This is a genomic window from Kitasatospora sp. NRRL B-11411, from assembly GCF_000721345.1.
Lineage (GTDB): Bacteria > Actinomycetota > Actinomycetes > Streptomycetales > Streptomycetaceae > Kitasatospora > Kitasatospora cineracea.
In genome coordinates, this window is record NZ_JOGH01000001.1 from 103,744 (window position 1) to 126,930 (window position 23,187).

Below are 23,187 nucleotides of genomic sequence, written 5' to 3' on the forward strand. Positions count from 1 at the left end.
CGGGTCTGGTGACGGGCCGTCCGCCGGCGGGGGACGAGATGTTCGGGGGAAGAACGACAGTGAGCGAACCGTACCTGCCGGGGCCGTCGGTCGTCCGCGGCGCGGCTGCCGCCCTGCCCGTTCGCGCCCCCCTGCGGCCGTGACCGCCCCCGGGGCCCCGGCCCCGGTCCGCGCCGTCCCGCTCCCGGCCGCGCCCCGGTGGTCGGCGGGCACCGTGCCGGGTGCGGCACTGCGGGTGCTGCTGCGGGGGGCGGTGCTCGCCGGGGCGGCGGTCGCGGTGGCGGCGGCGCACGACGCGCACGACCCGGGGGTGCTGTGCCCGCTGCGGCTGCTGACCGGGGTGCCGTGCCCGCTGTGCGGCAGCACCACGGTGTTCATCGAGGCGGGGCACGGGCGTTGGGGCGCGGCGCTGCTGGCGAACCCGGTGACGGCGCTGGCCGCCGTGCTGCTGGTGGGCTGGCCGCTCGGCCCGGGCCGCCGGTGGCGGGAGTTGTCGTACGCGGGCCGCAACCTGTTGCTGGCCGCCGCCCTGTTGCCGGCCTGGGCCTGGGAGTTGGCCCGGCTCGGCCCGTTCCGGTTCTGAACGGGCGGTCGGTCGATGGCTGTTGCCCTGTGTCCTGTCCGGATGGTCCGCTACTCTGCCCCGCGGTCGGCGTCTCTGCCCGCCCGTCCCCAGGTTTTTCCGTCCACACCCCTTCCTGCCCGGAGGCACCGATGAGTTACCCGCCCGACCCGAACAACCCGTACGGCCAGCAGCCCCCGCAGCCCGGCTACGGCTACCCGCAGCAGCAGCCCCCGCAGCAGCCCGGCTACGGCTACCCGCAGCAGCAGCCGCAGCAGCCGTACGGCTACGCGCAGCAGGTCCCGCCGCAGCCCGGCTACGGCTACCCGCAGCCGGCCGGCACGATCCAGGCCAACAACGGCTACATCAACATCGCGAACCTGGGCACGGTGAAGCTCGCCACCATGGGCCAGCGCTTCCTGGCCCGTCTCCTGGACGGCCTGGTCACCGGTGTGATCGTCAGCATCGCGATGTTCGCGGGCGTGGCCGGGATGATCGGCCTGGCCGACAAGACCACCAAGGACTGCTCGGGCTACGAGTACCCCAGCACGGGCTGGACCGACTGCGTGAACAGCAACACGCAGGCCAGCACCAACGTCGTCATGGCGATGTTCGGCCTGATCGCCGTGGTCGCCGTGTTCGGCCTGCTGTACGAGTGGCTGCTGGTCGGCCTGGCGGGCGCCACCATCGGCAAGATGGCGCTGGGCCTGCGGGTGGTCCGGGAGAACGACGGCCAGCACCCGGGCGTGGGCGGCGGTTTCATCCGCTTCATCATCCCGATGGTGGGCGCCTTCATCTGCTACATCGGCGCGCTGCTGGTCTTCCTGTCGCCGTTCTTCGACAACTCGGGCAAGCTGCAGGGCTGGCACGACCGGGCCGCCGGCACCCTGGTGGTCAAGAAGTAACCCGCCCCCGCGCAGCCCGAGGGCCCCGTACTCCGCGGAGTACGGGGCCCTCGGGCGTTCCCGGCGCCGGATCGGGCGCGCCGGGTCAGTGGAAGAAGTGCCGGGTGCCGGTGAGGTACATGGTGACGCCGGCCTTCTCGGCGGCGGCGATGACCTCTTCGTCGCGGATCGAACCGCCGGGCTGCACCACGGCCTTGACGCCCGCGGCGAGCAGGATCTCCAGGCCGTCGGCGAACGGGAAGAACGCGTCCGAGGCGGCGTAGGCGCCGGTGGCGCGCTCGCCGGCCCGCTCGACGGCGAGCTTGCAGGAGTCGACCCGGTTGACCTGGCCCATGCCGACGCCGACCGAGGCGCCGTCCTTGGCGAGCAGGATGGCGTTGGACTTGACGGCCCGGCAGGCCCGCCAGGCGAAGGACAGCTCGGCGAGCTCGTCGGCGGACAGCGCCTCGCCGGTGGCCAGCGTCCAGGTGGCCGGGTCGTCGCCGGCCGCGTCGACCCGGTCGACCTGCTGGAGCAGCAGGCCGCCGGAGATCCGGCGGGATTCGAGCGCGTCGGCGGGGGCCTCGGGGGCGCGCAGCACCCGCAGGTTCTTCTTCTTGGCCAGCACCTCCAGGGCGCCGTCCTCGTAGCCGGGGGCGACGACGACCTCGGTGAAGATCGGGGCGATCTGCTCGGCCAGTTCGACGCTCACCGGGCGGTTGACGGCGATCACGCCGCCGTACGCGGAGACCGGGTCGCAGGCGTGGGCCTTGCGGTGCGCCTCGGCGACGTCCGCGCCGGTGCCGATGCCGCACGGGTTGGCGTGCTTGATGATGGCGACGGCCGGGCCCGCGTGGTCGTACGCGGCGCGGCGGGCCGCGTCGGTGTCCACGTAGTTGTTGTAGGACATCTCCTTGCCCTGCAGCTGCTCGGCGCCCGCCAGGCCGCCGGTGCCGTCGGTGTAGAGCGCGGCCTGCTGGTGCGGGTTCTCGCCGTAGCGCAGGACGTTGCCGAGCTCCCAGGTGGAGCCCAGGAAGGTCGGGAACGCGGCCTCGGACTCGGTGTAGCCCGACTCCTCGAACCAGCTCGCCACCGCGACGTCGTACGCGGCGGTGTGCGCGAACGCGGCGGCCGCGAGGCGCTTGCGGGTCAGCAGGTCGAAGCCGCCGCCCTGCACGGCCGTCAGCACGTCCGCGTAGCGGGCCGGGTCGACCACGACGGCCACCGAGGGGTGGTTCTTCGCGGCGGCGCGGACCATGGACGGGCCGCCGATGTCGATCTGCTCGACGCACTCGTCGGGGGTGGCGCCGGAGGCGACGGTGGCGGTGAACGGGTACAGGTTCACCACGACCAGGTCGAACGGCTCGACGCCCAGCTCGGCGAGCTGCGCGCGGTGCGACTCCAGGCGCAGGTCGGCCAGCACGCCGGCGTGCACGCGCGGGTGCAGGGTCTTGACCCGGCCGTCCAGGCACTCGGGGAAGCCGGTCAGCTCGGAGACCTCGGTGACCGGGACGCCCGCGGCGGCGATCTTCCCGGCGGTGGAGCCGGTGGAGACGATGGCGACCCCGGCGGCGTGCAGGCCCTGGGCCAGCTCCTCCAGCCCGGTCTTGTCGTAGACGCTGATCAGCGCGCGCCGGATCGGGCGCACGTTCTCGGAGACGGGCTTGCTGGCGGAGGAAGCGGCGCTCATGCCGGAATCCATACCTTTCGGTCTTCGATGCGGTGTCCTTCGCGGGCCAGCCGGCCCACGACCTCGACGAGCAGCTTGCGCTCGACAGTCTTGATGCGCTCGTGCAGCGCCTCGCCGCCGTCGGCGTGGTCGGCGTCCTCGACCTCCACCACGCCCTGGGCGATGATCGGCCCGGTGTCCACCCCGGCGTCCACCAGGTGCACGGTGCAGCCGGTGACCTTCACCCCGTACGCCAGCGCGTCGGGGACGCCGTGCGCCCCCGGGAAGGCGGGCAGCAGCGCGGGGTGGGTGTTGACGGTGCGCCCGGCGAAGGCGGCGACGAACGCGGGGCCGAGGATCTTCATGAACCCGGCGGTGACCACCAGGTCCGGTGCGTACGAGGTGATGTCGGCGGTCAGCGCGGCGTCCCAGGCGGCCCGGTCGGCGTGGTCCTTGATCCGCTGGACGAAGACCGGGATGCCGGCCTTCTCCGCCCGCTCGATGCCCGCGATGCCGTCGCGGTCGGCGCCCACCGCGACGATCTCCGCCCCGTAGGCGGGGTCGGCGGCGGCGTCGATCAGCGCCTGGAGGTTGGTGCCGGAGCCGGAGACCAGCACCACCAGCCGGGCCGGTCCGGGGGTACGGGGCGGGAACACTTGGGCGTCAGCGGCAGCCACGGGCGCGATTCTCCGTACGTCGGGTTGTCGCCCGCTGGTACGTCCACCGTCGGTGGGGCCACTACGGGCGGCGGCAGGTCGGGAGCGACGGCGGCGGGTCGCCGGGCGGCCGCGGCGCTGCGGTGGCCCGAGGAACCTTGGGAAGCTGCCGACCGTCACCACGATAACGGCTGGTGGGAGGCCACCCGTAACCGGACGGCCACGCTACGCGCGTAGTTGAGACGGGGATCTCCCACCCGGCACGGCACCGACCCGGCAGGGTGCCGCACGGCCGGGAACCGGCTGGGGGATCATTGACCGACCGTCCACTCCCCCACCCCCGGACGGCCACCCGACGAGACAGGAACGGGACACCATGAGCAGCGGCGAGGACAGCGGCGAGCGCAACCCCTTCGCGCCCCCTCCGCCCGGCGCGCCCGACCATCCCTGGCGTCCCCGCACCCCGCGGCCGCCCGCCTCCGGCCCACGACCGGACGGCTCCCCCGACGAGGACCGGCCCCAGCCGCCGCCGTGGGGCCACCGCCCCGACCAGGACCCCCAGCAGCCCGCCCCGCCCAAGCCCGACGACCCGGCGCAGCGCACCGCCCGCAACGCCCTGCTGTCGGGCTTCGCCGCGCTGCTCACCGTGCTCTTCGGCCTCTACTGGCTGGCCTTCCCGCTGTCCCTGCTCGCCGTCTGGTACGCCGTCGCCGTCCTGCGCACCCCCGCCGAACCCGTCAGCGACCCGTTCGCCCCGCGCCCCGTCCGCCCCCAGGTCCCGGCCGCGCTCGGCGCCCTGCTGACCGGCGGCCTCGCCCTGGTGGTCTCGCTGAGCGTCTTCACCATCCAGTTCGCCTACCACGACTACCTGGACTGCCGGACCGCCTCGGTCACCCAGGAAGCCGCCCGCAGCTGCTCCCAGGAGTACGAGGTCCCGACCTGGCTGAGCAACCTGGCCGAAGTCTCCACCGACCAGTAGTCCCGCCCCGGCCCCGGAAACACCAGCAGCCCCCGGCGGACCGCCGGGGGCTGCTGCCGTTCGCCGTCCGACCGAATCAGACCGCGCCCGCGAAGGCGCTCCACGCGGCGACCGGCAGGGTCAGGTACGAGCCGTCCGGGTCCTTGCTGTCACGGACCAGCACCACGCCGTGGGACTCCGCGTAGGCGGTGCTGACCTCGACGCACGCGCCACCGCCCCCCGAGTAACTGGACTTGAACCAACCGGCCTTGGCCTGGTCGACAGAGAGCATGTTGCACAGATCCTTCCGAGCCTTGCTGATCAGCGCGAGGGAGTCAGCCGGGGAAAGTGCTTCGATCTGCAGGCGATGATACTCGTCCACCCATCCCGTCACGGTTTCGCTTTCGTGTTCGACATAACCCCGTTGGTGCGTCTCGGTATAGCCGACCGAGGCACCGTCAGCCAGCGTCAGCAGAATGGTCATATGCATGAAAGGGCGTCTCGCCCCGCTGGTGAACGGCATGACCTGGAGGACCACGTTGGGGCGGGCCGACAGCTCTGCCAGCCAAGCGAGTTGCCGTGCCGTCACTCCGGGCGAACCGACCACCGTGCGGATACAGCTCTCGTCGAGCACCAGGTGCAACTCCGGCGGGTCCGGCAGGTGCAGCGGGGCCTGCCGGCCGAGCAGCACGCCGATCCGTTCTTCGGCCTGCTCGGGCGTCACCGACCCCCGCTCCACATAACCGGATTCCAGCGCTCGCGCGAACTCCTCGGTCTGCGCAATGCTGGGCGTAATTCCGACTTCCCACACCCGAATGCGACGGGCTACCGCCTCAAGGCCGACGTACTCCGGAAAACCTCCGCGGAACGCGGTGTGGCCCAGCATCCACCACGCGCCCTCCAGTGCCCCCGCCGCGCCCAGCGCCCGGTCCAGGGCCCGGATGAATTCAACAGGTGGGCGTCGCCGCCCGTTCTCGATCAGGGACACGTACGCCGCCGTGTAGCCCGCCAGCCGGCCCAGCTCGCCCTGGGTGAGGCCCTCGCGTCGCCGCCGTTCACGGATCTGCCAGCCGAAGGCCGCCAGCGGGGATGACGAAGGGTCAAGTTCGTTGATGCGCACGGACGTTCCCTCTTTTCAACGTGCCGAGATGTTGAATGGAAACCGCTTCCGATCGTAGTCGCCGGTGCCGATGCTGGTGACACATCGCCGAAGGATCGGAGCAGAGAGTGAGCGGTGGGGACGAACCCCCGGCGGTCGGGCCGTACCGGCCTTCCGCCGTGGGCGAGTTGGTGCTCGACCGGAAGTCCGGGGAGGTCGTCCGGTACATGGGCGAGTGGTGCGGGCTGATGTGGGTGCGGCCGGTCGGCGGCGGGACGGAGGTGCCCGTCCACCGGGACGGTCTCGGTCCCGTCCCGGACGCCCGCGGCGGCACCGGATGACGTCGTCCGGTTCACCCGATCGAGGAGAGGAAGGAGAAGCGTTGTCAGCACAGACCGACCCGCCGACGGGGGACGCCGGCGAGCGGGCCCGCTGGATCGGCGGCGCGCTGCACCGGCTGACCGGGCGTCAGCCGCTGGTCGAGGGCACCGGTGACGGGGGGTTCCGGATCACCGCCCGGGTGGTGGAGCACCCGGACTCCGCCGTGGCGGCGGCGGTGCTCCGGGTGCTCGGCGCGGGCGACCGGTTCGGGCACGGCAGGAACGAGCGGTGGGAGCACCTGTGGACCGAGATCGACCCGCGGCGGCCGGAAGGGGGAGCGCGATGATGCACCCGGTGGAGTACTACCCGCACGGCCTTCCCGGGCTGGACTGGCACGCGGTCAGCGACGACCTGGACGGGCTGGTGCTGGCGGCTTCCCGCCACGGGGTGGCCATCGCCCGGGCCACCGATCCGCGGAAGGTGCTGGTCGTGGACCCCGACGAGTGGGCCGATCTGCGCCACGCCATCAAGCGGGGCGACTGCGACCACCTGCTCGGGGACCGCCTGCTGTGCGCCGACCCCACGCCGCGCCCCGACCCGCGCCCGGTGCCGTGCCACGGCCCGTGCCCCGGCTCGGACCCGGGCATGGACTCAGGCTCGGGCAGGGGCTCGGCCGCCGCGCCGTCCTACGACTGCTCGGAGCCCGACTCCGGAGTGACGAAGCCCGACTCGTAGGCGGCGATCACGGCCTGGGTGCGGTCCCGGGCGCCGAGTTTGCCGAGCAGGCTGCTGACGTGCGTCTTGACGGTCTGCACGCCCAGGTGCAGCCGGTCGCCGATCTCGGCGTTGGACAGGCCGCGGGCCATCAGCCGCAGCACCTCGCCCTCGCGGGCGGTCAGTCCGGCCCGGGCCACCGCGCCGCCGTCCGCCGGGTCCCGGCCGGCCCGGGCGGCGGCCAGCCGGCGGATCGAGGCCGGGAACAGCAGCGACTCGCCCGCGGCGACCAGGCGCACCGCCTGCACCACCTCGGCCGGGCGGGAGCGCTTGAGCAGGAAGCCGTCGGCGCCCGCACGCAGCGCCTCGTACACGTAGTCGTCGGCCTCGAAGGTGGTGACCACCAGGATCTTCGGCGGGCGGTCGGGGCCGCGCAGGATCGCCCGGGTCGCGGCGAGGCCGTCCAGGCCGGGCATCCGCACGTCCATCAGCACCACGTCGGGGCGCAGCGTGCGGACCAGGCCGAGCGCCTCGGCGCCGTCGGCGGCCTCGCCGACCACTTCGAGGTCGGGCTGGGCGTCCAGGACGGCGCGCAGGCCGAACCGGATCAGCTCCTCGTCGTCGACCAGCAGCACCTTGATCACCGTCACCGGCCCAACCGTAGCGGCAGCCGCACCCGCAGCAGCCAGGCCGTCCCGTCCTCGGCCGCCTCGTCGGGGCCGGCCTCGCAGTCGCCGCCGAGCAGCACCGCCCGCTCCCGCACCCCGCGCAGGCCCTTGCCGCCGCCGCGGTGCGAACTTCCCTTCACCGCAAGGCCGTTGCGGCAGGACAGTTCCAGCACCCCGCCGCTGACGGCGCCGCGGACCCGGATCGGTGCGCCCGGGGCGTGCCGCAGCGCGTTGGTGACGCCCTCCTGGACGATCCGGTACGCCTCCCGGGACAGCACGCCGGGCAACTCGGCCGCACGGACGTCGAGTTGGGCGTCGACGGGGCTGCCGGCCGACCGGGCGGCGGCGAACAGTTCGCCGACCCGGTCCAGGCCGGGACGCTCGGCGGCGGTCGCGTCCGGGCTCTCGCGCAGCAGCACCAGCATCCGTTCCAGGTCGTCCAGGGCCCGCCGCCCGGTGGTCTCGATCGCCTCCAACGCCCGTTCCCGGAACGCCGGATCGGCCACTTCGCGGGCCGCGCCCGCCTGCACCACCGTCACCGTCAGGGCGTGCCCGATCGAGTCGTGCAGCTCCCGGGCCAGCCGGTTGCGTTCCAGCAGCCGCTCCGCCCGGGCCTCGGCGGCCGCCAGCCGCTCCGCCCCCGACGGACCCAACAGGCTTACGGCGAGCGCGAGTTGGAGCTTCCCGGCGAGCACCGTCAGCCAGAGCAGGCCGGGGACGGCCGGCAGCGCCAGCAGCGGCGCGTGCACCACCGCCCGGACCGCCGCCACCGTCACCGCCCCGACCGCCACCCCCAGCCCGACCCGGGCCACCAGCCAGCACGCCGTCCGCCCCCGGTCCGCCCAGCCCGCCGACGGCGCGACCCCGATCTCCTCCTCCCGCACGGGCCCCAGCAGCAGCCGCGCCTGCACCCCCTCCCCGCGCCGCATCCCCGGCACCAGCGCCGCCAGGCACAGCAGCGGCACGTCCAGCACCACCCCCCACAGCACCGCGCGCCCCGTCGACACCCCCTCCGTCCCCGGGTACACCAGCAGCACCACCCCGGCGAACACCGTGCCGATCATCAGGTGCAGCCAGCGGGTGTACGTCACGGGACGCAGCAACGGAGCGAACAGGGCGGCCATCCGGCCATCCTGCCGCACCCTCCGGCCCGCACCCCCGCTCCGCTCGGGCCCGGCCACCGAGATCCGCCTTGTAAGGACGGCGCTCGGCGGCTCCCTCCCGGGAGGGAGGCGGACCACTCGCGGGCGGGATCCGGCGGGCCCGGTCCGGGCGGTTGACTCGAACCAGCAGCCGGACGAAGGGAGTTGCCGTGATCGAGATCCGCGACCTGACCAAGGAGTACGACGGGCGGCGGGTGGTCGACGGCCTGGCGTTCCGGGTCGAACCGGGGCGGGTGACCGGCTTCCTGGGGCCGAACGGGGCGGGGAAGTCGACGACGCTGCGGATGGTGCTGGGCCTGGACCGGCCGACGTCCGGGGCGGCGCTGGTGGACGGGCGGCCGTACGCCGCGCTGGAGCGGCCGCTGGACCGGGTCGGCGCACTGCTGGACGCGCAGGCGGTGCACCCGGGCCGGACCGCCACCGGGCAGTTGCGCTGGATCGCCGCCTCGCACGCGCTGCCGGCCCGCCGGGTCCGGGAGGTGCTGGCGCTGGTCGGCCTGGCCGAGGTCGCCGACCGCCGGATCCGGACCTTCTCGCTCGGCATGCGCCAGCGCCTGGGCGTGGCGGCGGCGCTGCTCGGCGACCCGGCCGCGCTGCTGCTGGACGAACCGGTGAACGGCCTGGACGCGGAGGGCATCCGGTGGATCCGGGGCCTGCTGCGCCGGCTCGCGGGCGAGGGCCGGGCGGTGCTGGTCTCCTCGCACCTGATGGCGGAGATGGCGGTGACCGCCGACCACCTGGTGGTGATCGGCCGGGGCCGCCTGCTCGCCGACACCTCCACCGCCGACTTCCTCGCCGTGCACGGCCGCCGCCGGGTCCGGGTCCGCGCCGTGGACCCGGCCGCGCTGGCCGCGCTGCTGTCCGCCGCCCACCCGGACGCGGTGCCGAGCGGCGACGGCGCCTTCGACGTCCCGGACGCCGACCCGGGCCGGCTGGGCGCGCTGGCCGCCGAGCACCGGGTCGCCCTGGTCGAACTCTCCGTCACCCACGACTCCCTGGAGGAGGCCTTCATGCGGATGACCGCGGACGCCGTCGAGTACCGGGCGGTGGCGGCATGAGCGCCCGCACCCGCCCGCTGCGCGCCGAGTGGGCGAAGTTCGCCACCCTGCGCCCGCTCCGGGCGGCCCCGCTGCTCGCGGTGGCGCTCAGCGCCGGGATCACCACGGCCGTCCAGGCCGCGTACGGGCACTCGGACGACTCGCTGCGGGACGACCCGATGGAGGGCCTGTTCTACGGGCTGAACTTCGGCCAGGTCGCGGTCGCCTGCCTGGGCGTCCTGCTGATCGGCCAGGAGTACGCCTCCGGGACGCTGGCCACCTCGCTCGCCGCCGTCCCGGACCGGCTCCGGTTCTACCGCGCCAAGCTCCTGCTCGGCGCGGGCCTGGGCCTGGCCGTCGGCCTGGCCGCCGTCGGCGCCCAACTGGCCGCCACCATCGGCACGGTGGGCCTGGACCCGACCGTCCCCGGCACCGCCCGGGCGCTGGCCGCGGGAGTCCTCTACCACCCGCTGCTGCTCGTCCTGTGCCTGGCGCTCACCACCGCGCTGCGCAACCAGACCGCGGCACTCGGCCTGCTCCCGCCCGCCGTCTTCCTCGGCACCACCGTCCTGGCCGGCATCCCGGGCGTCCGGGAAGCCGCCCAGTTCCTCCCGGACCGGGCCGGCCAGTACGCCCTGCGCCTCGACGACACCCCGGGCATCCACTACGGCCACACCACCGGCCTGCTCCTGATGGCCGCCTGGACGGCGGCGGCAGTCCTCGCCGGCCTGCGCACCCTGCGCCGCAAGGACGCGTGAGCAGCACCGGGCGCCGCCTTCGACGCGCCGCCTTCGACCGGCCACGCACGCACAGCAAGATCGCGAGGTGGCAGCAAGCCGGTGTCGTCGTCGCGGTCTCGCCGGCGCTCCCCTGCCGCTGCGCGCAGTTCCCCGCGCCCCTGCCTGTGCCCTCCCACCCCCGCCTACGCGGCGAGGCGGCACACCAGCCGGTACGCCCCGACCCGGGCCCTGATCACCGGGCCCACGCCGTCGCCGTGGCGGCCGAGCCACCAGCGGTGCAGCAGCGCCCCGGGGAGCGCCACGGCGAGCAGCCAGGCGCTCTGGGCGAGGGCGAACTGCCAGGGCACCGGGCCGAGTTCGGACATCCGTCCGGGGCCGAGCGCGCCGCCCGCGGCGTACCCGGCGAGCAGGCCGGGCCCGGTGGCGGCGAGGGCGGTGGCGGCGGCGACGGCGGCGGTCTGGGCCGGGGTCCAGCGGGTGGCGGCGCGGCCGAGCAGCAGGGCGGTGGCGGTCGCGGCGGCGAGCGGGGCGGCGCAGGCGAGCAGGTGCCAGTCGGGGCCGCGGTCGGCGGGCAGCAGGGTGAGCAGCGGGAAGTCGGGGACGGGGCCGAGCCGGGTGCCGAGCGGTCCGGCATGGCCGCCGGTGCCGACCGCGAAGCCCACCCCGAGGGCGTAACTCGCGCCCCAGATAAGCCCGTTGGGCACCAGTAGCAGGCAGGCCAGCAGCAGTCCGAGCCAGTCGGCCGCCCCGCCGCCGAGCCGCTGCGCGTCCTGTCCGGCGGAGCCGAGCAGCACGGCGACGGCGAACACCGCCCCGCCGCCGGCCGTCAGCGCGAGCAGCCAGCCGGCCAGGGCCCGTCCGACGGCGGCCCCGGCGCCGTCCGGCCAGTACGCGGGCGGCAGCGGCAGCCGGGGCAGGGCCCAGGGTCGGCCGAGGCCGGACCACAGGCCGTGGCCGAGTCCGGCGGCGGCGAGCAGGGCGACGGCGGCGAGGTCGGCGACCGCCCGGGAGTGCAGCAGGGCCCGCGGGTCGGCGCACTGGGCGACGGCGAGGGCCGCGACCAGCAGGTACCCGGCGTACACGGTGAGCGGGGAGCGCCAGCGGACCCATCCGCGCCCCCGGGCGCGCCGGGCCTGGCGGTGTCCGGCCCGGGAGAGCAGCACGGCGGTGACGGCGGTGAGCAGCAGCGGGGCGACGGTCAGCGGGGCGTCCTGCGGGCCGCGGGCCAGGGGGGCGCCGTGGCCGAGCAGCCAGAGCCCGAAGACCGCCCGGGCGGCGTCCTGCGCCGTGTCGTCGCCGTACGGGGCCAGCACCCACAGGCCGAACACCGGAGCGGCGACCACGGACAGGGTGAGCAGCGCGGTGCGGACGCCGGTGAGCAGGTCGGTGAGGGTGGAGCGGCTGTCCAAGTCGCTCGGCAGGCCCAGGATCGGACGGCCCATCAGCTGCGTCATGGCCCTCATGCTGCCAAGGCCACCCGTTGAGGGGTGTCAACGGGCGAACCTTCGCCGTGTCCCGGATTATCAGTACATGTGCCTTTTTCCGGCACGGACCTGCCCCGGACGCCACGGAGGAGACCGGTGACCTCGCCCTCGACCGCCGAGCCCGAGCCGACCACCGGAACCTCGCCCAGGGCCCGCGAGGACGCCGAACTCCTGCTCCGCCGCCTCGCCCCGCACGAGGCCCAGGCCCTGGCCCGGCTGGCCGCCGGCGACGACCTGCGCGCGACGGCCCGGCACCTGGGCGTCGCCCCCAGCACCGCCCGCAACCACCTCAACCGGGCGATCCGCAAACTCGGCGTCCGCGACCGCGAGGAGGCCCTCGCGCTGCTCGCCACCCTCGCCCCGGAAGCACCCCAGGCACCCCAACCCCCCGCGCCTGACGCGCCTGACGCGCCTGACGCACCGTCATCCGATTCCGCCGCCGCCGAGTTCGTCGGCCCCCCGCGCCCGGACGCGCCCGCCGACGCGCCCGCCGCCGAGCCCGCTGCCGGGCCCGCGGCCGAGCCCGCCCCCGCCACCTTCGACGAGTTCGCCGCCCGGGTGCACACCCGCCTGGTCCAGCAGACCTTCCTGCTGACCGGCCACCGCCACCGCGCCGTGCACTGCGTGCACCTGGCGCTGGGCGCGGCCGCCCGCCGGTGGGCGGAGGTGGCGGCGGACCCCGACCCGGAGGGGCGGGTGCGCGGGGCGGCGTTCGACCTGGCGCTGTCGCCCTGGCACCGGGGCGGCCCGCGGCGGGCGCACCTGCTGCGGTGGCCGCGGCGCCGGATCGCGGTCGGCGCGGCGGGCGCGCCCGAACCGCCCGAGCCGCCGCAGAAGCTGACCCGTCGTGACCGGGCGCTGGTGAAGGCCCTGCTGCGGCTGTCTCGGCCGCGGCGGCGGGCGCTGGTGCTGCACGACACGCTGGGCCTACCGGTGGAGCGGGTCGCGGTGGAGGTGGAGTCGAGCACGGCGGCCGCCGCGGGCCGGGTGCGGGCGGCCCGGGCCGCGCTGGCCCGGGAGGTGCCGGCGCTGGTCGGCGCGGACCCGGAGGAGCCGGGGTTCGCGGAGCGGCTGGCGGAGTTGCTGCACCGGGCGGCGGTGCACGGCTGCCCGGGCCCGCGGCTGCCGTCCACGGCGCGGCTGGTGGCGGACAGCCGGCTGCACACCGGCCTGGTGACGGGCGCGGCGGCGGCGCTGACGGCCGTGGTGGGCGGGGCGATCGCGGCCACCCTGCTGGGGGTGGGCCCGTCCGGGCCGGCCCGGCCGGAGCCGGTGCGGCAGACGGCCTGCACCTCGGCCGGTTCGGGCAGCGCCGGCCCGGCGGCCCCGGGCGGCGCGCCGGGGCTGCGGACGCCGTGGTGCGGGCCGACGCCCGGGGTCCCGGTCCGGGTGGCCGGCGGCCCGGTCGGCCCGCTGCCGCCGCCGCTGGCCCCGGCCGCCGCCGCGGACCTGCCAGGCCCGGACGCGCTGCCGCCCGGACCGTTCGCGGCCCGCCGCCCGCTGTTCGCCCCGCCCCCGCCGGAGCGCCGCCCGCTCCCGCCCCCGCTGGCGGGCCCGTGCGGCCCGGTCGAGCACTGCGCCCCGCCGCGCACGCCCTGACCGGGGTCGGCCGGACCCGGCCGGACCCGGGAACGCCGGAGGCGCCGCCCACCGTCACGAACGGTGCGCGGCGCCTCCGCCGTACTGCTACCTGCTACCTGCTACCTGCTACCTGCCACTGCTTACTTCGCGGCTGCGATCAGCTCGCGGGCCAGGCGGGCGGTCTCGGACGGCGTCTTGCCGACCTTGACGCCGGCGGCCTCGAGGGCCTCCTTCTTCGCCTGGGCGGTGCCGGAGGAGCCGGAGACGATGGCGCCGGCGTGGCCCATGGTCTTGCCCTCGGGCGCGGTGAAGCCCGCGACGTAGCCGACGACCGGCTTGGTGACGTGCTCGGCGATGTAGGCCGCGGCCCGCTCCTCGGCGTCGCCGCCGATCTCGCCGATCATGACGATGAGCTCGGTCTCCGGGTCCTCCTGGAACGCCTTGAGGGCGTCGATGTGGGTGGTGCCGATGACGGGGTCGCCACCGATGCCCACCGCGGAGGAGAAGCCGAGGTCACGGAGCTCGTACATGAGCTGGTAGGTCAGGGTGCCGGACTTCGACACCAGACCGATCTTGCCCGAGCCGGTGATGTTGGCCGGGATGATGCCCGCGTTGGACTGTCCGGGGCTGATCAGGCCGGGGCAGTTCGGGCCGATGATGCGGGTCTTGTTGCCCTTGGCGCCGGCGTGGGCCCAGAACGCGGCGGTGTCGTGCACCGGCACGCCCTCGGTGATGACCACGGCGAGGCCGATCTCGGCGTCGATGGCCTCGATCACGGCGGACTTGGTGAACGCCGGCGGGACGAAGATGACGGTGACGTCGGCACCGGTCTTCTCGATCGCCTCGACCACGGTGCCGAACACGGGCACCTCGGTGCCGTCCACGTCCACGGTGGTGCCGGCCTTGCGCGGGTTCACGCCGCCGACGATCTGGGTGCCGGAGGCGAGCATGCGGCGCGTGTGCTTCATGCCCTCGGAGCCGGTCATGCCCTGGACGATGACCTTGCTGTCCTTGGTAAGGAAGATAGCCATGGTGTTGAAGTCCCCTTCCTTACTTGTTGGCCAGCTCGGCGGCGCGGTCAGCGGCGCCGTCCATGGTGTCCACCTGCTCGACCAGCGGGTGGTTGGCGTCGGTCAGGATCTGGCGACCGAGCTCCGCGTTGTTGCCGTCCAGGCGGACGACCAGCGGCTTGGTGACGGCCTCGCCCTTGCTCTCCAGGAGCGCGAGGGCCTGCACGATGCCGTTGGCGACCGCGTCACAGGCGGTGATGCCGCCGAAGACGTTGACGAAGACCGACTTGACGTCGGTGTCGCCCAGGATGATCTCCAGGCCGTTCGCCATCACCTCGGCGGACGCGCCGCCGCCGATGTCGAGGAAGTTGGCCGGCTTCACGCCGCCGTGGTTCTCACCGGCGTACGCGACGACGTCCAGGGTGCTCATGACGAGGCCCGCGCCGTTGCCGATGATGCCGACCTGGCCGTCGAGCTTGACGTAGTTCAGGCCCTTGGCCTTCGCCGCCGCCTCCAGCGGGTTGGCGGCGGCCTTGTCCTCGAGGGCCTCGTGCTCGGGCTGGCGGAACTCGGCGTTCTCGTCCAGGGAGACCTTGCCGTCCAGGGCGATGATCTTGCCGTCGCCGGACTTGATCAGCGGGTTGACCTCGACCAGGAGGGCGTCCTCCTTGACGAAGACCACCCAGAGCTTCTGCAGGACGTCGGCGACCTGGTCGGCGATCTCGGCCGGGAACTTCGCGGCGGCGACGATCTCGGCGGCCTTCTCCGGAGTCACGCCCTCGTTCGCGTCGACCGGGATCTTGGCCAGCGCGTCCGGGTTCTCCTCGGCCACGACCTCGATCTCCACGCCGCCCTCGACGCTGGCCATCGCCAGGAAGGTGCGGTTGGTGCGGTCGAGCAGGAAGGAGACGTAGTACTCCTCCTTGATGTCCGCGGTCTGGGCCAGCATCACCTTGTGGACGGTGTGGCCCTTGATGTCCATGCCGAGGATCGCCTCGGCCTTGGCCACGGCGTCCTGCGGGTCGGACGCGAGCTTCACGCCACCGGCCTTGCCTCGGCCACCCACCTTCACCTGAGCCTTGACGACGGCTCGGCCGCCGAAGCGCTCCGCGATGGCGGCAGCGTCTGCGGCGGTCTCGATGACATCGCCGTCAAGCACGGGTACGCCGTGCTTGGCGAAGAGGTCCCTCGCCTGGTACTCGAACAGGTCCACGTGTTTGTCCTTGTTCGTGGTCGCGGAATGTGTCTCTACGAGCGTGCCACGGCAGGATCTTCGCTGCGGGTCGTCGACACTGAGCGGGTACGCAGATGTACGGCCTTGCGGCCCACGCAGTTGCCGGGCGCATCGTCAATCAACACGCGCGTCACGTCCGCATGGCAGGTTATCCCCGGACGACCGGCGTGTTTCGCCCGGGGCCGGGTCCGCCTTGGTGAGAACCGTCACAACCGCCCCGGTCCGGGCCCCTCACCAGCGGGGGCGCGCAGCGGTGAGGCCCACCACCGCTTCACCCGGACGAGTGGGCGCCGCACCCCTTGACCGGCCCCGGACCGTTCCGCTCACCCCCGGTCGGGCACCGGCAGCGGACGCTTCTCGATCGCCGCCGCCATGATCTCCGGGAACGCGTCCGGCGTGCAGGCGAACGCCGGGGCGCCCAGCTCCGCCAGCGCCTGCGCGTGCGCGTGGTCGTACGCCGGGGCGCCCTCGTCGGACAGCGCCAGCAGCGCGATGAACTGCACCCCCGCGGCCTTCATCGCCGCGACCCGCTTCAGCATCTCGTCGCGGATCCCGCCCTCGTACAGGTCGCTGATCAGCACCACGATCGTCTCGGACGGGCGGCTGATCTTCGACTGGCAGTACGCCAGCGCCCGGTTGATGTCGGTGCCGCCGCCCAGCTGGGTGGCGAACAGCACGTCCACCGGGTCGCTCAGCTGCTCGGTCAGGTCGACCACCGAGGTGTCGAACACCACCAGCCGGGTGTCCAGGCTCGGCATCGACGCCAGCACCGCGCCGAACACCGCCGAGTGCACCACCGACGGCGCCATCGACCCGGACTGGTCGATGCACAGGATGACGTCCTTCTTCACCGCCCGCTGGGCCCGCGCGTAGCCGACCAGCCGCTCCGGGACGACCGTGCGGTACTCGGGCAGGTACTTCGACAGGTTGGCCCGGATGGTGCGGTCCCAGTCGATGTCCCGGTGCCGGGGGCGGTTCACCCGGGCGCTGCGGTCCAGCGCCCCGCCGACCGTCGAACGGGTCTTGTCGGCGAGCCGGCGCTCCAGCTCCGCCACCACCTTGCCGACCACCGTCCGGGCCGTCTCCCGGGTGGTCTCCGGCAGCGCGTGCTTCAGCGACAGCAGCGTCCCCACCAGGTGCACGTCCGGCTCGACGGCGGCCAGCATCTCCGGCTCCAGCAGCAGCCGGTCCAGGCCGAGGCGGGAGATGGCGTCCTGCTGCATCAGCCGCACCACGCTGGTCGGGAAGTACTCCCGGATGTCCCCCAGCCAGCGCGCCACCTTCGGCGCCGACCCCCCGAGCCCCGCCGACCGCTTCCCGTCCTCCCGGTACAGCGCCCCCAGCGCCCCGTCCATCGCCGCGTCCCGCCCGGTCAGCCGCACCCCCGTGCCGTCCCCGTCGCTGCCCAGCACCAGCCGCCAGCGCCGCATCCGCTCGTCGTCCTGACGGACAGTCATTCGAATCACTCCTTAACTCCCGCGCCCCGTCAGGGGCGCGGGGAACTGCGCGAAGCGGAAGGGGGAGAGGGAGGGGGAGGTCAGGCCGTGGCCCGGCGGTCCGTCTGGCGCGGGATGCGCGGCTGCGGGACGTGCACGCCCAGCAGGAGGGCCAGCACCTCCGTGGTCGCGTCGGCGCGCTCCTCGTCGAGCGGGGCGCTCGGGGCGGAGCCCCCCGCGGGAGCCGTGAGCGGGCCGGCCGCGACCCGGGAGCCGATGGTGTGGCGGACGCCCGTCTCCAGCGAGGAGAAGGTCCGGCGCAGCACCGGCAGCAGGTCGGTGAAGGCGTCGGCCGGCACCCCGCAGAGCCAGGCGTCGAGCAGGCCGAGCAGCGTCGGGTCGTGCAGCAGCAGCGCGCCGCCGCCGGAGACGAAGCCCTCGACCCAGCCGCCCGCGTCGGCCGGTTCGGAGGCGGTGGAGAGCACCAGGCCGAGCCGCCGGCCGGCCTCCTCCGCGTCGAGCCGTCCGTCGTCCAGCAGCAGTCGCACGGCGCGGCCGCGCAGCAGGCCGGGGACGCCTGTGGCGGGGCCGCCGTGCGGTTCGCGGGCGGCGAGGGCGGCCAGCGTGCCGGCCCAGCGTTCGGCGGTGTCGCCGCCGAGCAGGGCGATCGCCTGGTGGACGGCGTCGAGTTCGGTGCGGCGGGCGGCCGCGCCGTCCGCGTCGAGGCCGGTGCAGGCGGCGGGCAGGGCGAGGCTGAGGCGTTCGGCGAGGCCGTGCGCGACGGCGGTGAGGGCGCTGGTGTCGGTGGCCCGGACGTCGCCGTAGCGCAGGGTGCGGACCAGGGCGGGGAGCGCGGCGGCCAGGTGCCCGGCGTCGGTGTCGAGCGCGGCGCGGTCGGCGAGGGCCCGCATCACCTCGGGCAGCGCGTCGGGCAGGTCGGCCAGCAGGCACTGCTCGGCGAGCGCGGTCAGGGCGGTGAGTTCGGCGTTCGCGGCGTCGGCGACGGCCTTGCCGGTGGCGGCGGAGCGCACGGTGGTGCCCCACTGGCCGGCCTCGACCAGCCGGACCGAGAACTCCGGCTCCCAGCACAGCTGCCAGGTCTCCCGGAAGGTGCCGGTGGAGTTGACGCCGTCCCGGGACGGGCGGCCCCAGTGCAGGCCGAGCAGCCGCAGCCGGTGCAGCAGCCGGGAGCGTTCGCCGTCGAGGTCCTTGCGCAGGTCGAGGACGAGGTCCCGGGGTTCGGCCTCGGGCTTGAGCCGCAGGGTGCGCTGCAGGCGGGTGAGGTCGCGCTGGAGCGGGACGGCGGGCACCGAGTCGGGGACCTCGCCGAGCGCGTCGCCGACCACCAGGCGCCGGTGCACCAGGGCGAGCGCGACGTCCGAGCCGTCGCACATCACGGCGCGCACCGCGTCCAGGGTCTCGGTGAGGCCGGGCAGCGGGCGGCCGCGCACCGCGGCGAGGGTGTCGGCGAGCCGGACCGCCTCGATGACGTGCGCGGAGGAGACCGGGTGGTCCTCGGCGCGGAGCAGTTCGGCGACCTTGGTCATCCAGCGGGCGACCGGCTGCTCGGGGGAGGTGAACAGGTGGTGGTACCAGCCGGGCGAGTCGATGCCCGCGCCGTAGCCGGTGTGCTGGGACAGCCGGCGGTGCGTCCACGGCACCCAGGTCAGCTCGACCTTGAGCTTCTTGGGCAGCTCGGCGAGCAGGGCCCGGTCGTGCGCGACGGTGGGCATCGCGGCGAGCGCCGGGACGTGCCAGGCGCCGCAGACCACGGCGATCCGCCGGTGCCCGGCCCGGCGGGCGGCCCGGACCTGCTGGCGCATGGCGGCCTCGCGGACCAGGTCGCGCCGCTCGGCGGGGTGGTGCTCGCGCAGCGCGGCCATCGCCTCGGCGAGGGCGGCGAACGGGGCCAGGGGGTCGCCGTCGGGGGTGCGGTGCTCGACCGCGTCCTCCCACCAGGACTCCGGGTCGGGGTGGCCGGCGGCGGCGGCGAGTTCGGCGATCGGGTCGACGGGCGCGGGCCCGGAAGTGCCCCCCGGCACTCCCGACCCCTCCCCTTCTTCTGACGCGCCGTCGCCGCCGGAGGTGTCGCCGTTCCCGGTAACGGTTGGGTCGCCTTCGCCGGGCGCGGCCCCGCCCTGTGCGTCCTCACCGTGTGCGTCCTCGGCGCCGCGCGGGCCGAGCGCGAGGCTCTGCGCGGCGGGCAGGTCGATGAACCGGACGGGCACGCCGGCGTCCAGCGCGTGCCGCAGCGCCACCCATTCGGGCGAGAACTCGGCGAACGGCCAGAACGCGGCCCGCGCCGGGTCGTCGGCGACGTGGGCGAGCAGCGCGACCGGCGGCACCATCTCCTTCTCGGCGGCGGCCGCGACCAGCCCGTCGGCCTCCGGCGGGCCCTCGATCAGCACCGCGTCGGGCTGCAGGGCGGCCAGCGCGGCGGCCACCGCACGGGCCGAGCCGGGGCCGTGGTGGCGCACCCCGAGCAGCGTCACCTCCGCGCCCGCCGCCCTGGCGCCCGCCGTCTCCGCGCCCGCCGCCTTGGCGCTCATGGCCTCGGCACTCACGCGGAGACCTCCCGGGCGGCCCGGTAGAAGTCCTTCCAGCCGTCGCGGTCGCGGACCACGCCCTCCACGTACTCGCGCCACACCTGGCGGTCGGCGACCGGGTCGCGGACCACCGCGCCGACGATGCCGTCCGCGACGTCGCCCGCGCGCAGCACGCCGTCGCCGAAGTGCGCGGCCAGCGCGAGGCCGTTGGTGACCACCGAGATCGCCTCGGCGGTGGAGAGCGTGCCGCTGGGGGTCTTCACCTTCGTCCGGCCGTCGGCCGTCAGTCCGGCCCGCAGCTCGCGGAAGACCGTCACCACCCGGCGGATCTCCTCGGCGCCGCCCGGCAGTTCGGGAAGGTCGAGCGAGCGGCCGAGCTGGCCGACCCGGCGGGTGACGATCTCCACCTCCTCCTCCAGGGTGCCGGGCAGCGGCAGCACCACGGTGTTGAAGCGGCGGCGCAGCGCGGAGGACAGCTCGTTGACGCCGCGGTCGCGGTCGTTGGCGGTGGCGATCACGTTGAAGCCGCGCACCGCCTGCACCTCGGAGCCCAGCTCCGGGACGGGGAGGGTCTTCTCGGACAGGATGGTGATCAGGCTGTCCTGCACGTCCGCCGGGATGCGGGTGAGCTCCTCGACCCGGGCGATCTGCCCGTGCCGCATGGCGCGCATCAGCGGGGAGGGCACCAGCGCGTCCTCGCTGGGGCCGTGGGCCAGCAGCTGGGCGTAGTTCCAGCCGTAGCGGACGGCCTCCTCGGGGGTGCCGGCGGTGCCCTGGACCAGCAGCGTCGAATCGCCGGAGATCGCCGCGGCGAGGTGCTCGGAGACCCAGGTCTTGGCGGTGCCGGGCACGCCGAGCAGCAGCAGCGCCCGGTCGGTGGCCAGCGTGGTCACGGCGACCTCGATCACCCGGCGCGGCCCGATGTACTTCGGCGTGATCACCGTGCCGTCGGCGAGCTCGCCGCCCAGCAGGTAGGTGGCGACCGCCCACGGTGAGAGCCGCCAGCGCTCCGGCCTGGTCCGGTCGTCGTGCCGGGCGAGGGCGGCCAGCTCCTCAGCGAACGCGTCCTCGGCGTGCTGCCGCAGGACCTCGCTGGTCGTCTCGGTGGTCATCGACTGCTCCGATCTCACGGGGATCTCACGGGTCATCAGAACGGTGCGCGCAGCGGGCGCGAGAGGGACGGGCGGCACGGGCGCTGACCTGGGCGGGAGAACTCCCGTTCGCCCCGTGCGAGTTCCACTCTGCCCCCCGCCACTGACAACCGGAGCCGCGGCCGCCGGTCCGCCGGTCCGCCAACTTCCTTGCCCCCCGCGGCGGACGGGCCATATCGTCCGATGGACTGATTAGCGCTCGGGGGGTGCGTGTCATGGGAGTGGTCCTGCCCGACGAGGTCGCCTGGGTCCTCGACCTCATCGGCGTCAACTGGCCGAACGTGGACGAGGACGAGTTCCGCGAGATCGCCGACAGCATGCGGGCGTTCGCCGAGGAGGTCGACGAGGGGCGCACCGACACCATCGCCGCCGTCGCCCGCCTGGTCTCGGAGAACGTCGGCCCGGCCAGCGACGCCTTCAACAACCACTGGACCTCGGTGGCGGGCAAGCACCTGGAGGGCCTCGGCGAGGCCGGCCGGCTGCTCGCCACCGCACTGGACGGCGCCGCCCTGGTGATCACCGGCGCCAAGATCGCCGCGGTCGCCCAACTCGTCGCCCTGGCCGTCGAGGTGATCGCCGCCCAGGCCGCCGCGCCGTTCACCTTCGGCCTCTCCGAGGCCGGGGCGCTGGGCGCCACCCAGGCGACCCGGCTGATCGTCCGCCGCCTGCTCAAGGAGGCCGAGCAGCAGATCGTCCAGCAGCTGCTCTCAGTCGTCGAGGAGCCCGTCCTCAACGCGCTGTCCAACATGGCCGGCGACCTGGTGCTGCAACTCGGCGAGAACGCCCTCGGCATGAAGCAGGGCGTCGACTGGGGCTCCGTCGGCCGCTCCGGCCTGGACGGGGCGAAGCAGTCGCAGCTCGGCTCCGCGGTGACCGGCGGGGAGGCCCGGCAGTGAGCGAGATCCGCCACAACTACGGCGAGACCGACCGAATGGCCCGCCGCCTGATGCAGCACGCCGAACGCCTGCACGGCGCGGCCGGCCCGCACAGCGCGCAGGCCCACAAACAGCTGCTCAAGCACCACGGCACGGACCCGCTGGCCACCGCGGTGTCCAACGGCTCGACCAGGATCCTGGACCTCATCCGCAAGGCGGAGGGCCAACTGCACGAGCACCTGCAGAACATGTCCAAGGGCCTGGAGCGGACCTCCCTCAACCACAAGGAGAACGAGGCGGACCTGGAGAAGGCCCTCAAGAGCCTCCTCAAGGTGGAGTCGAACGCCGAGGAGATCCGCAAGAAGCAGGGCCCCGAGCACCACGGCCCCAATCCCGCCCTGAAGCCGCACACCATCACGCTGGAGTGGAAGCACGGCATGCCCCGGCTGGAGTTCCTGCAGAAGGCCATGGCCCTGCAGCGGCTCGGCAAGCAGGGCAAGCTCTTCAACGCGCCGAAGGTGGACCGTGCGGACGGCATGACCCAGCGCTACAAGAGCGCCCTGGTCAAGGTCCTGCACGACAACCACAAGGGCTCGCCCGACTACAAGGCGATCATGGACCGGGTCGAGGCCATGCAGGCCGACCACGTCAACGAGCTCCAACTGGGCGGTCTCGACTCGTGGAAGAATCTCCGGATGCTGCACGGCCCGACCAACTGGGACGTCGGGACGCAGCAGATCACCAACGATCTGGTGAAGCACAAAGTCCCGGTCGGGACCCCGATCAAGATCAAGGTCAAATGGAAATGGTGGTAGCGGTGCCGAGCGGGGAGACCATGGAGCAGCTCGTTCCGGAGCTGGCACGGGTCCGGGACGAGAACCCCGACCTCCCGTCCGTCAGGTTCCACGAAGGCGCTCCGGCCGAGGAACTGTCAGACGAGCTGCCGGCGGACGTGCGCCGGCTGCTGGCGCTGAGCAACGGGATCCGCTTCGGCGTGCAGGCGTCCATCCACTCCGCTGCGGAGATCTGGTACTTCCAGGGCCCGGAGACGCTGGCCAATGCCACCGGTGCCACGAACCCGGAGGACTACCTGAACATCGGCTTCGTCGGCGAGGAGCCGCTGCTGTTCGACACCAGGGACGGCAGCGTCTGGGTCGCCCGCTCCGAGCCCGGCGGCCTCTGGTACCAGGGGTCCGACCTGCTCCGGATCGCCGACGATCTCGACGGGTTCCTGTCCGAGTGGGTCGCGGGGCCCCGGTACCCCGAACTCGTCCTGTCCAAGGCCCAGGACGAGGAGGACCGCGACCTCGACTGGGACGACTGGTGGCGCCTGCTGCAGGCCGCCGGCCGCGTCCCCGCCTGACGGCGACCGGCCCACCGCACCGCGACGACACTGGAG

The 23,187-nt window shown here is 74.4% G+C and carries 23 protein-coding genes; 12 read left to right on the forward strand and 11 right to left on the reverse strand.

Annotated features, from left to right (window positions below; all coding sequences use genetic code 11):
• Positions 1 to 139 precede the first annotated feature (139 nt).
• Together IH44_RS40410 and IH44_RS0100485 are read left to right on the forward strand one after the other, a co-directional pair.
• Positions 140 to 583 carry a DUF2752 domain-containing protein gene (locus IH44_RS40410; RefSeq protein ID WP_030457331.1) on the forward strand — a complete coding sequence of 148 codons (444 nt, stop codon included), beginning with the start codon at positions 140 to 142 and terminating at the stop codon, positions 581 to 583.
• Positions 584 to 714: 131 nt separating this feature from the next.
• The gene (locus tag IH44_RS0100485) at positions 715 to 1,467 is read left to right on the forward strand and encodes an RDD family protein (RefSeq protein ID WP_030457332.1); all 753 of its coding nucleotides are present in this window, start codon (positions 715 to 717) and stop codon (positions 1,465 to 1,467) included.
• A gap of 85 nt (positions 1,468 to 1,552) precedes the next feature.
• On the opposite strand, the gene purH is transcribed toward IH44_RS0100485, so the two are convergent.
• Positions 1,553 to 3,136 carry a bifunctional phosphoribosylaminoimidazolecarboxamide formyltransferase/IMP cyclohydrolase gene (gene purH / locus IH44_RS0100490; RefSeq protein WP_030457333.1) on the reverse strand — a complete coding sequence of 528 codons (1,584 nt, stop codon included), beginning with the start codon at positions 3,134 to 3,136 and terminating at the stop codon, positions 1,553 to 1,555.
• Positions 3,133 to 3,792 carry a phosphoribosylglycinamide formyltransferase gene (purN, locus tag IH44_RS0100495; protein ID WP_232794771.1) on the reverse strand — a complete coding sequence of 220 codons (660 nt, stop codon included), beginning with the start codon at positions 3,790 to 3,792 and terminating at the stop codon, positions 3,133 to 3,135. The genes purH and purN overlap by 4 nt, the downstream gene beginning before the upstream one ends.
• Positions 3,793 to 4,147: 355 nt before the next feature.
• On the opposite strand from purN, the gene IH44_RS0100500 reads away from it, so the two are divergent.
• On the forward strand, positions 4,148 to 4,750 hold the full coding sequence (locus IH44_RS0100500; RefSeq protein WP_051816396.1) for a hypothetical protein: 603 nt from the start codon (positions 4,148 to 4,150) through the stop codon (positions 4,748 to 4,750).
• Between the two features lie 76 nt (positions 4,751 to 4,826).
• Here IH44_RS0100500 and IH44_RS0100505 read toward each other — a convergent pair whose 3' ends face one another.
• Positions 4,827 to 5,849 carry a Scr1 family TA system antitoxin-like transcriptional regulator gene (locus IH44_RS0100505; RefSeq protein WP_051816397.1) on the reverse strand — a complete coding sequence of 341 codons (1,023 nt, stop codon included), beginning with the start codon at positions 5,847 to 5,849 and terminating at the stop codon, positions 4,827 to 4,829.
• Between the two features lie 107 nt (positions 5,850 to 5,956).
• Here IH44_RS0100505 and IH44_RS0100510 point away from each other — a divergent pair, with 107 nt between their 5' ends.
• Genes IH44_RS0100510 through IH44_RS0100520 form a run of 3 tightly spaced genes read left to right on the forward strand, consistent with a single transcriptional unit; the run spans position 5,957 to position 6,884 of the window.
• Entirely contained in the window at positions 5,957 to 6,169 is a 213-nt protein-coding gene (locus IH44_RS0100510; protein ID WP_030457337.1) for a hypothetical protein, read from the forward strand.
• A gap of 41 nt (positions 6,170 to 6,210) precedes the next feature.
• The gene (locus IH44_RS0100515) at positions 6,211 to 6,495 is read left to right on the forward strand and encodes a hypothetical protein (protein WP_030457338.1); all 285 of its coding nucleotides are present in this window, start codon (positions 6,211 to 6,213) and stop codon (positions 6,493 to 6,495) included.
• On the forward strand, positions 6,492 to 6,884 hold the full coding sequence (locus tag IH44_RS0100520) for a hypothetical protein (RefSeq protein ID WP_157852043.1): 393 nt from the start codon (positions 6,492 to 6,494) through the stop codon (positions 6,882 to 6,884). The genes IH44_RS0100515 and IH44_RS0100520 overlap by 4 nt, the downstream gene beginning before the upstream one ends.
• Here IH44_RS0100520 and IH44_RS0100525 read toward each other — a convergent pair.
• Both IH44_RS0100525 and IH44_RS0100530 read right to left on the reverse strand, forming a co-directional pair.
• The gene (locus IH44_RS0100525) at positions 6,836 to 7,513 is read right to left on the reverse strand and encodes a response regulator transcription factor (protein ID WP_030457340.1); all 678 of its coding nucleotides are present in this window, start codon (positions 7,511 to 7,513) and stop codon (positions 6,836 to 6,838) included. The two genes, IH44_RS0100520 and IH44_RS0100525, sit on opposite strands and share 49 nt — an antisense overlap.
• Positions 7,510 to 8,655 (reverse strand): sensor histidine kinase, encoded by a 1,146-nt coding sequence (locus IH44_RS0100530; protein ID WP_030457341.1) that lies wholly within the window; start codon positions 8,653 to 8,655, stop codon positions 7,510 to 7,512. Before IH44_RS0100530 ends, IH44_RS0100525 begins: the two co-directional genes overlap by 4 nt.
• A gap of 188 nt (positions 8,656 to 8,843) precedes the next feature.
• Here IH44_RS0100530 and IH44_RS0100535 point away from each other — a divergent pair, with 188 nt between their 5' ends.
• Positions 8,844 to 9,752 carry an ATP-binding cassette domain-containing protein gene (locus tag IH44_RS0100535; protein WP_030457342.1) on the forward strand — a complete coding sequence of 303 codons (909 nt, stop codon included), beginning with the start codon at positions 8,844 to 8,846 and terminating at the stop codon, positions 9,750 to 9,752.
• Positions 9,749 to 10,489 carry an ABC transporter permease gene (locus IH44_RS0100540; protein ID WP_030457343.1) on the forward strand — a complete coding sequence of 247 codons (741 nt, stop codon included), beginning with the start codon at positions 9,749 to 9,751 and terminating at the stop codon, positions 10,487 to 10,489. Before IH44_RS0100535 ends, IH44_RS0100540 begins: the two co-directional genes overlap by 4 nt.
• A 164-nt stretch (positions 10,490 to 10,653) precedes the next feature.
• Here IH44_RS0100540 and IH44_RS0100545 read toward each other — a convergent pair whose 3' ends face one another.
• On the reverse strand, positions 10,654 to 11,925 hold the full coding sequence (locus IH44_RS0100545; protein WP_030457344.1) for a DUF6350 family protein: 1,272 nt from the start codon (positions 11,923 to 11,925) through the stop codon (positions 10,654 to 10,656).
• A 126-nt stretch (positions 11,926 to 12,051) separates the two neighbouring features.
• On the opposite strand from IH44_RS0100545, the gene IH44_RS42285 reads away from it, so the two are divergent.
• The gene (locus IH44_RS42285; RefSeq protein WP_051816398.1) at positions 12,052 to 13,554 is read left to right on the forward strand and encodes a LuxR C-terminal-related transcriptional regulator; all 1,503 of its coding nucleotides are present in this window, start codon (positions 12,052 to 12,054) and stop codon (positions 13,552 to 13,554) included.
• 122 nt (positions 13,555 to 13,676) lie between these two features.
• On the opposite strand, the gene sucD is transcribed toward IH44_RS42285, so the two are convergent.
• The 5 genes from sucD to IH44_RS0100575 form a co-directional block, all read right to left on the reverse strand.
• The gene (gene sucD, locus IH44_RS0100555; protein ID WP_030457346.1) at positions 13,677 to 14,567 is read right to left on the reverse strand and encodes a succinate--CoA ligase subunit alpha; all 891 of its coding nucleotides are present in this window, start codon (positions 14,565 to 14,567) and stop codon (positions 13,677 to 13,679) included.
• A 19-nt stretch (positions 14,568 to 14,586) separates the two neighbouring features.
• Complete coding sequence (gene sucC, locus IH44_RS0100560) at positions 14,587 to 15,759, reverse strand: ADP-forming succinate--CoA ligase subunit beta (RefSeq protein ID WP_030457347.1); 1,173 nt, start codon at positions 15,757 to 15,759, stop codon at positions 14,587 to 14,589.
• 344 nt (positions 15,760 to 16,103) lie between these two features.
• Positions 16,104 to 17,237: a VWA domain-containing protein gene (locus tag IH44_RS0100565; RefSeq protein WP_030457348.1), complete on the reverse strand. Its 1,134-nt coding sequence runs from the start codon at positions 17,235 to 17,237 to the stop codon at positions 16,104 to 16,106.
• An 80-nt stretch (positions 17,238 to 17,317) separates the two neighbouring features.
• Positions 17,318 to 19,765, reverse strand: a complete 2,448-nt coding sequence (locus tag IH44_RS0100570) for a DUF5682 family protein (protein ID WP_030457349.1) — start codon at positions 19,763 to 19,765, stop codon at positions 17,318 to 17,320.
• 11 nt (positions 19,766 to 19,776) lie between these two features.
• Complete coding sequence (locus IH44_RS0100575; RefSeq protein WP_030457350.1) at positions 19,777 to 20,874, reverse strand: AAA family ATPase; 1,098 nt, start codon at positions 20,872 to 20,874, stop codon at positions 19,777 to 19,779.
• A gap of 254 nt (positions 20,875 to 21,128) precedes the next feature.
• On the opposite strand from IH44_RS0100575, the gene IH44_RS0100580 reads away from it, so the two are divergent.
• Genes IH44_RS0100580 through IH44_RS0100590 form a run of 3 tightly spaced genes read left to right on the forward strand, consistent with a single transcriptional unit; the run spans position 21,129 to position 23,151 of the window.
• Entirely contained in the window at positions 21,129 to 21,809 is a 681-nt protein-coding gene (locus IH44_RS0100580; protein WP_030457351.1) for a hypothetical protein, read from the forward strand.
• Positions 21,806 to 22,603, forward strand: a complete 798-nt coding sequence (locus IH44_RS0100585; RefSeq protein ID WP_030457352.1) for a hypothetical protein — start codon at positions 21,806 to 21,808, stop codon at positions 22,601 to 22,603. Before IH44_RS0100580 ends, IH44_RS0100585 begins: the two co-directional genes overlap by 4 nt.
• Entirely contained in the window at positions 22,588 to 23,151 is a 564-nt protein-coding gene (locus IH44_RS0100590) for an SMI1/KNR4 family protein (RefSeq protein ID WP_157852044.1), read from the forward strand. The genes IH44_RS0100585 and IH44_RS0100590 overlap by 16 nt, the downstream gene beginning before the upstream one ends.
• Positions 23,152 to 23,187 lie beyond the last annotated feature (36 nt).

Coding starts and splice junctions, on each gene's coding strand:
- IH44_RS0100545 (WP_030457344.1), bottom strand. CDS start 11,925: ATGACGCAGCTGATGGGCCGTCCGATCCTGGGCCTGCCGAGCGACTTG.
- IH44_RS0100570 (WP_030457349.1), bottom strand. CDS start 19,765: ATGAGCGCCAAGGCGGCGGGCGCGGAGACGGCGGGCGCCAGGGCGGCG.
- IH44_RS0100540 (WP_030457343.1), top strand. CDS start 9,749: ATGAGCGCCCGCACCCGCCCGCTGCGCGCCGAGTGGGCGAAGTTCGCC.
- IH44_RS0100520 (WP_157852043.1), top strand. CDS start 6,492: ATGATGCACCCGGTGGAGTACTACCCGCACGGCCTTCCCGGGCTGGAC.
- purH (WP_030457333.1), bottom strand. CDS start 3,136: ATGAGCGCCGCTTCCTCCGCCAGCAAGCCCGTCTCCGAGAACGTGCGC.
- IH44_RS0100565 (WP_030457348.1), bottom strand. CDS start 17,237: ATGACTGTCCGTCAGGACGACGAGCGGATGCGGCGCTGGCGGCTGGTG.
- IH44_RS0100575 (WP_030457350.1), bottom strand. CDS start 20,874: ATGACCACCGAGACGACCAGCGAGGTCCTGCGGCAGCACGCCGAGGAC.
- IH44_RS0100485 (WP_030457332.1), top strand. CDS start 715: ATGAGTTACCCGCCCGACCCGAACAACCCGTACGGCCAGCAGCCCCCG.
- IH44_RS0100500 (WP_051816396.1), top strand. CDS start 4,148: ATGAGCAGCGGCGAGGACAGCGGCGAGCGCAACCCCTTCGCGCCCCCT.
- IH44_RS0100580 (WP_030457351.1), top strand. CDS start 21,129: ATGGGAGTGGTCCTGCCCGACGAGGTCGCCTGGGTCCTCGACCTCATC.
- IH44_RS0100590 (WP_157852044.1), top strand. CDS start 22,588: ATGGAAATGGTGGTAGCGGTGCCGAGCGGGGAGACCATGGAGCAGCTC.
- IH44_RS0100530 (WP_030457341.1), bottom strand. CDS start 8,655: ATGGCCGCCCTGTTCGCTCCGTTGCTGCGTCCCGTGACGTACACCCGC.
- sucD (WP_030457346.1), bottom strand. CDS start 14,567: ATGGCTATCTTCCTTACCAAGGACAGCAAGGTCATCGTCCAGGGCATG.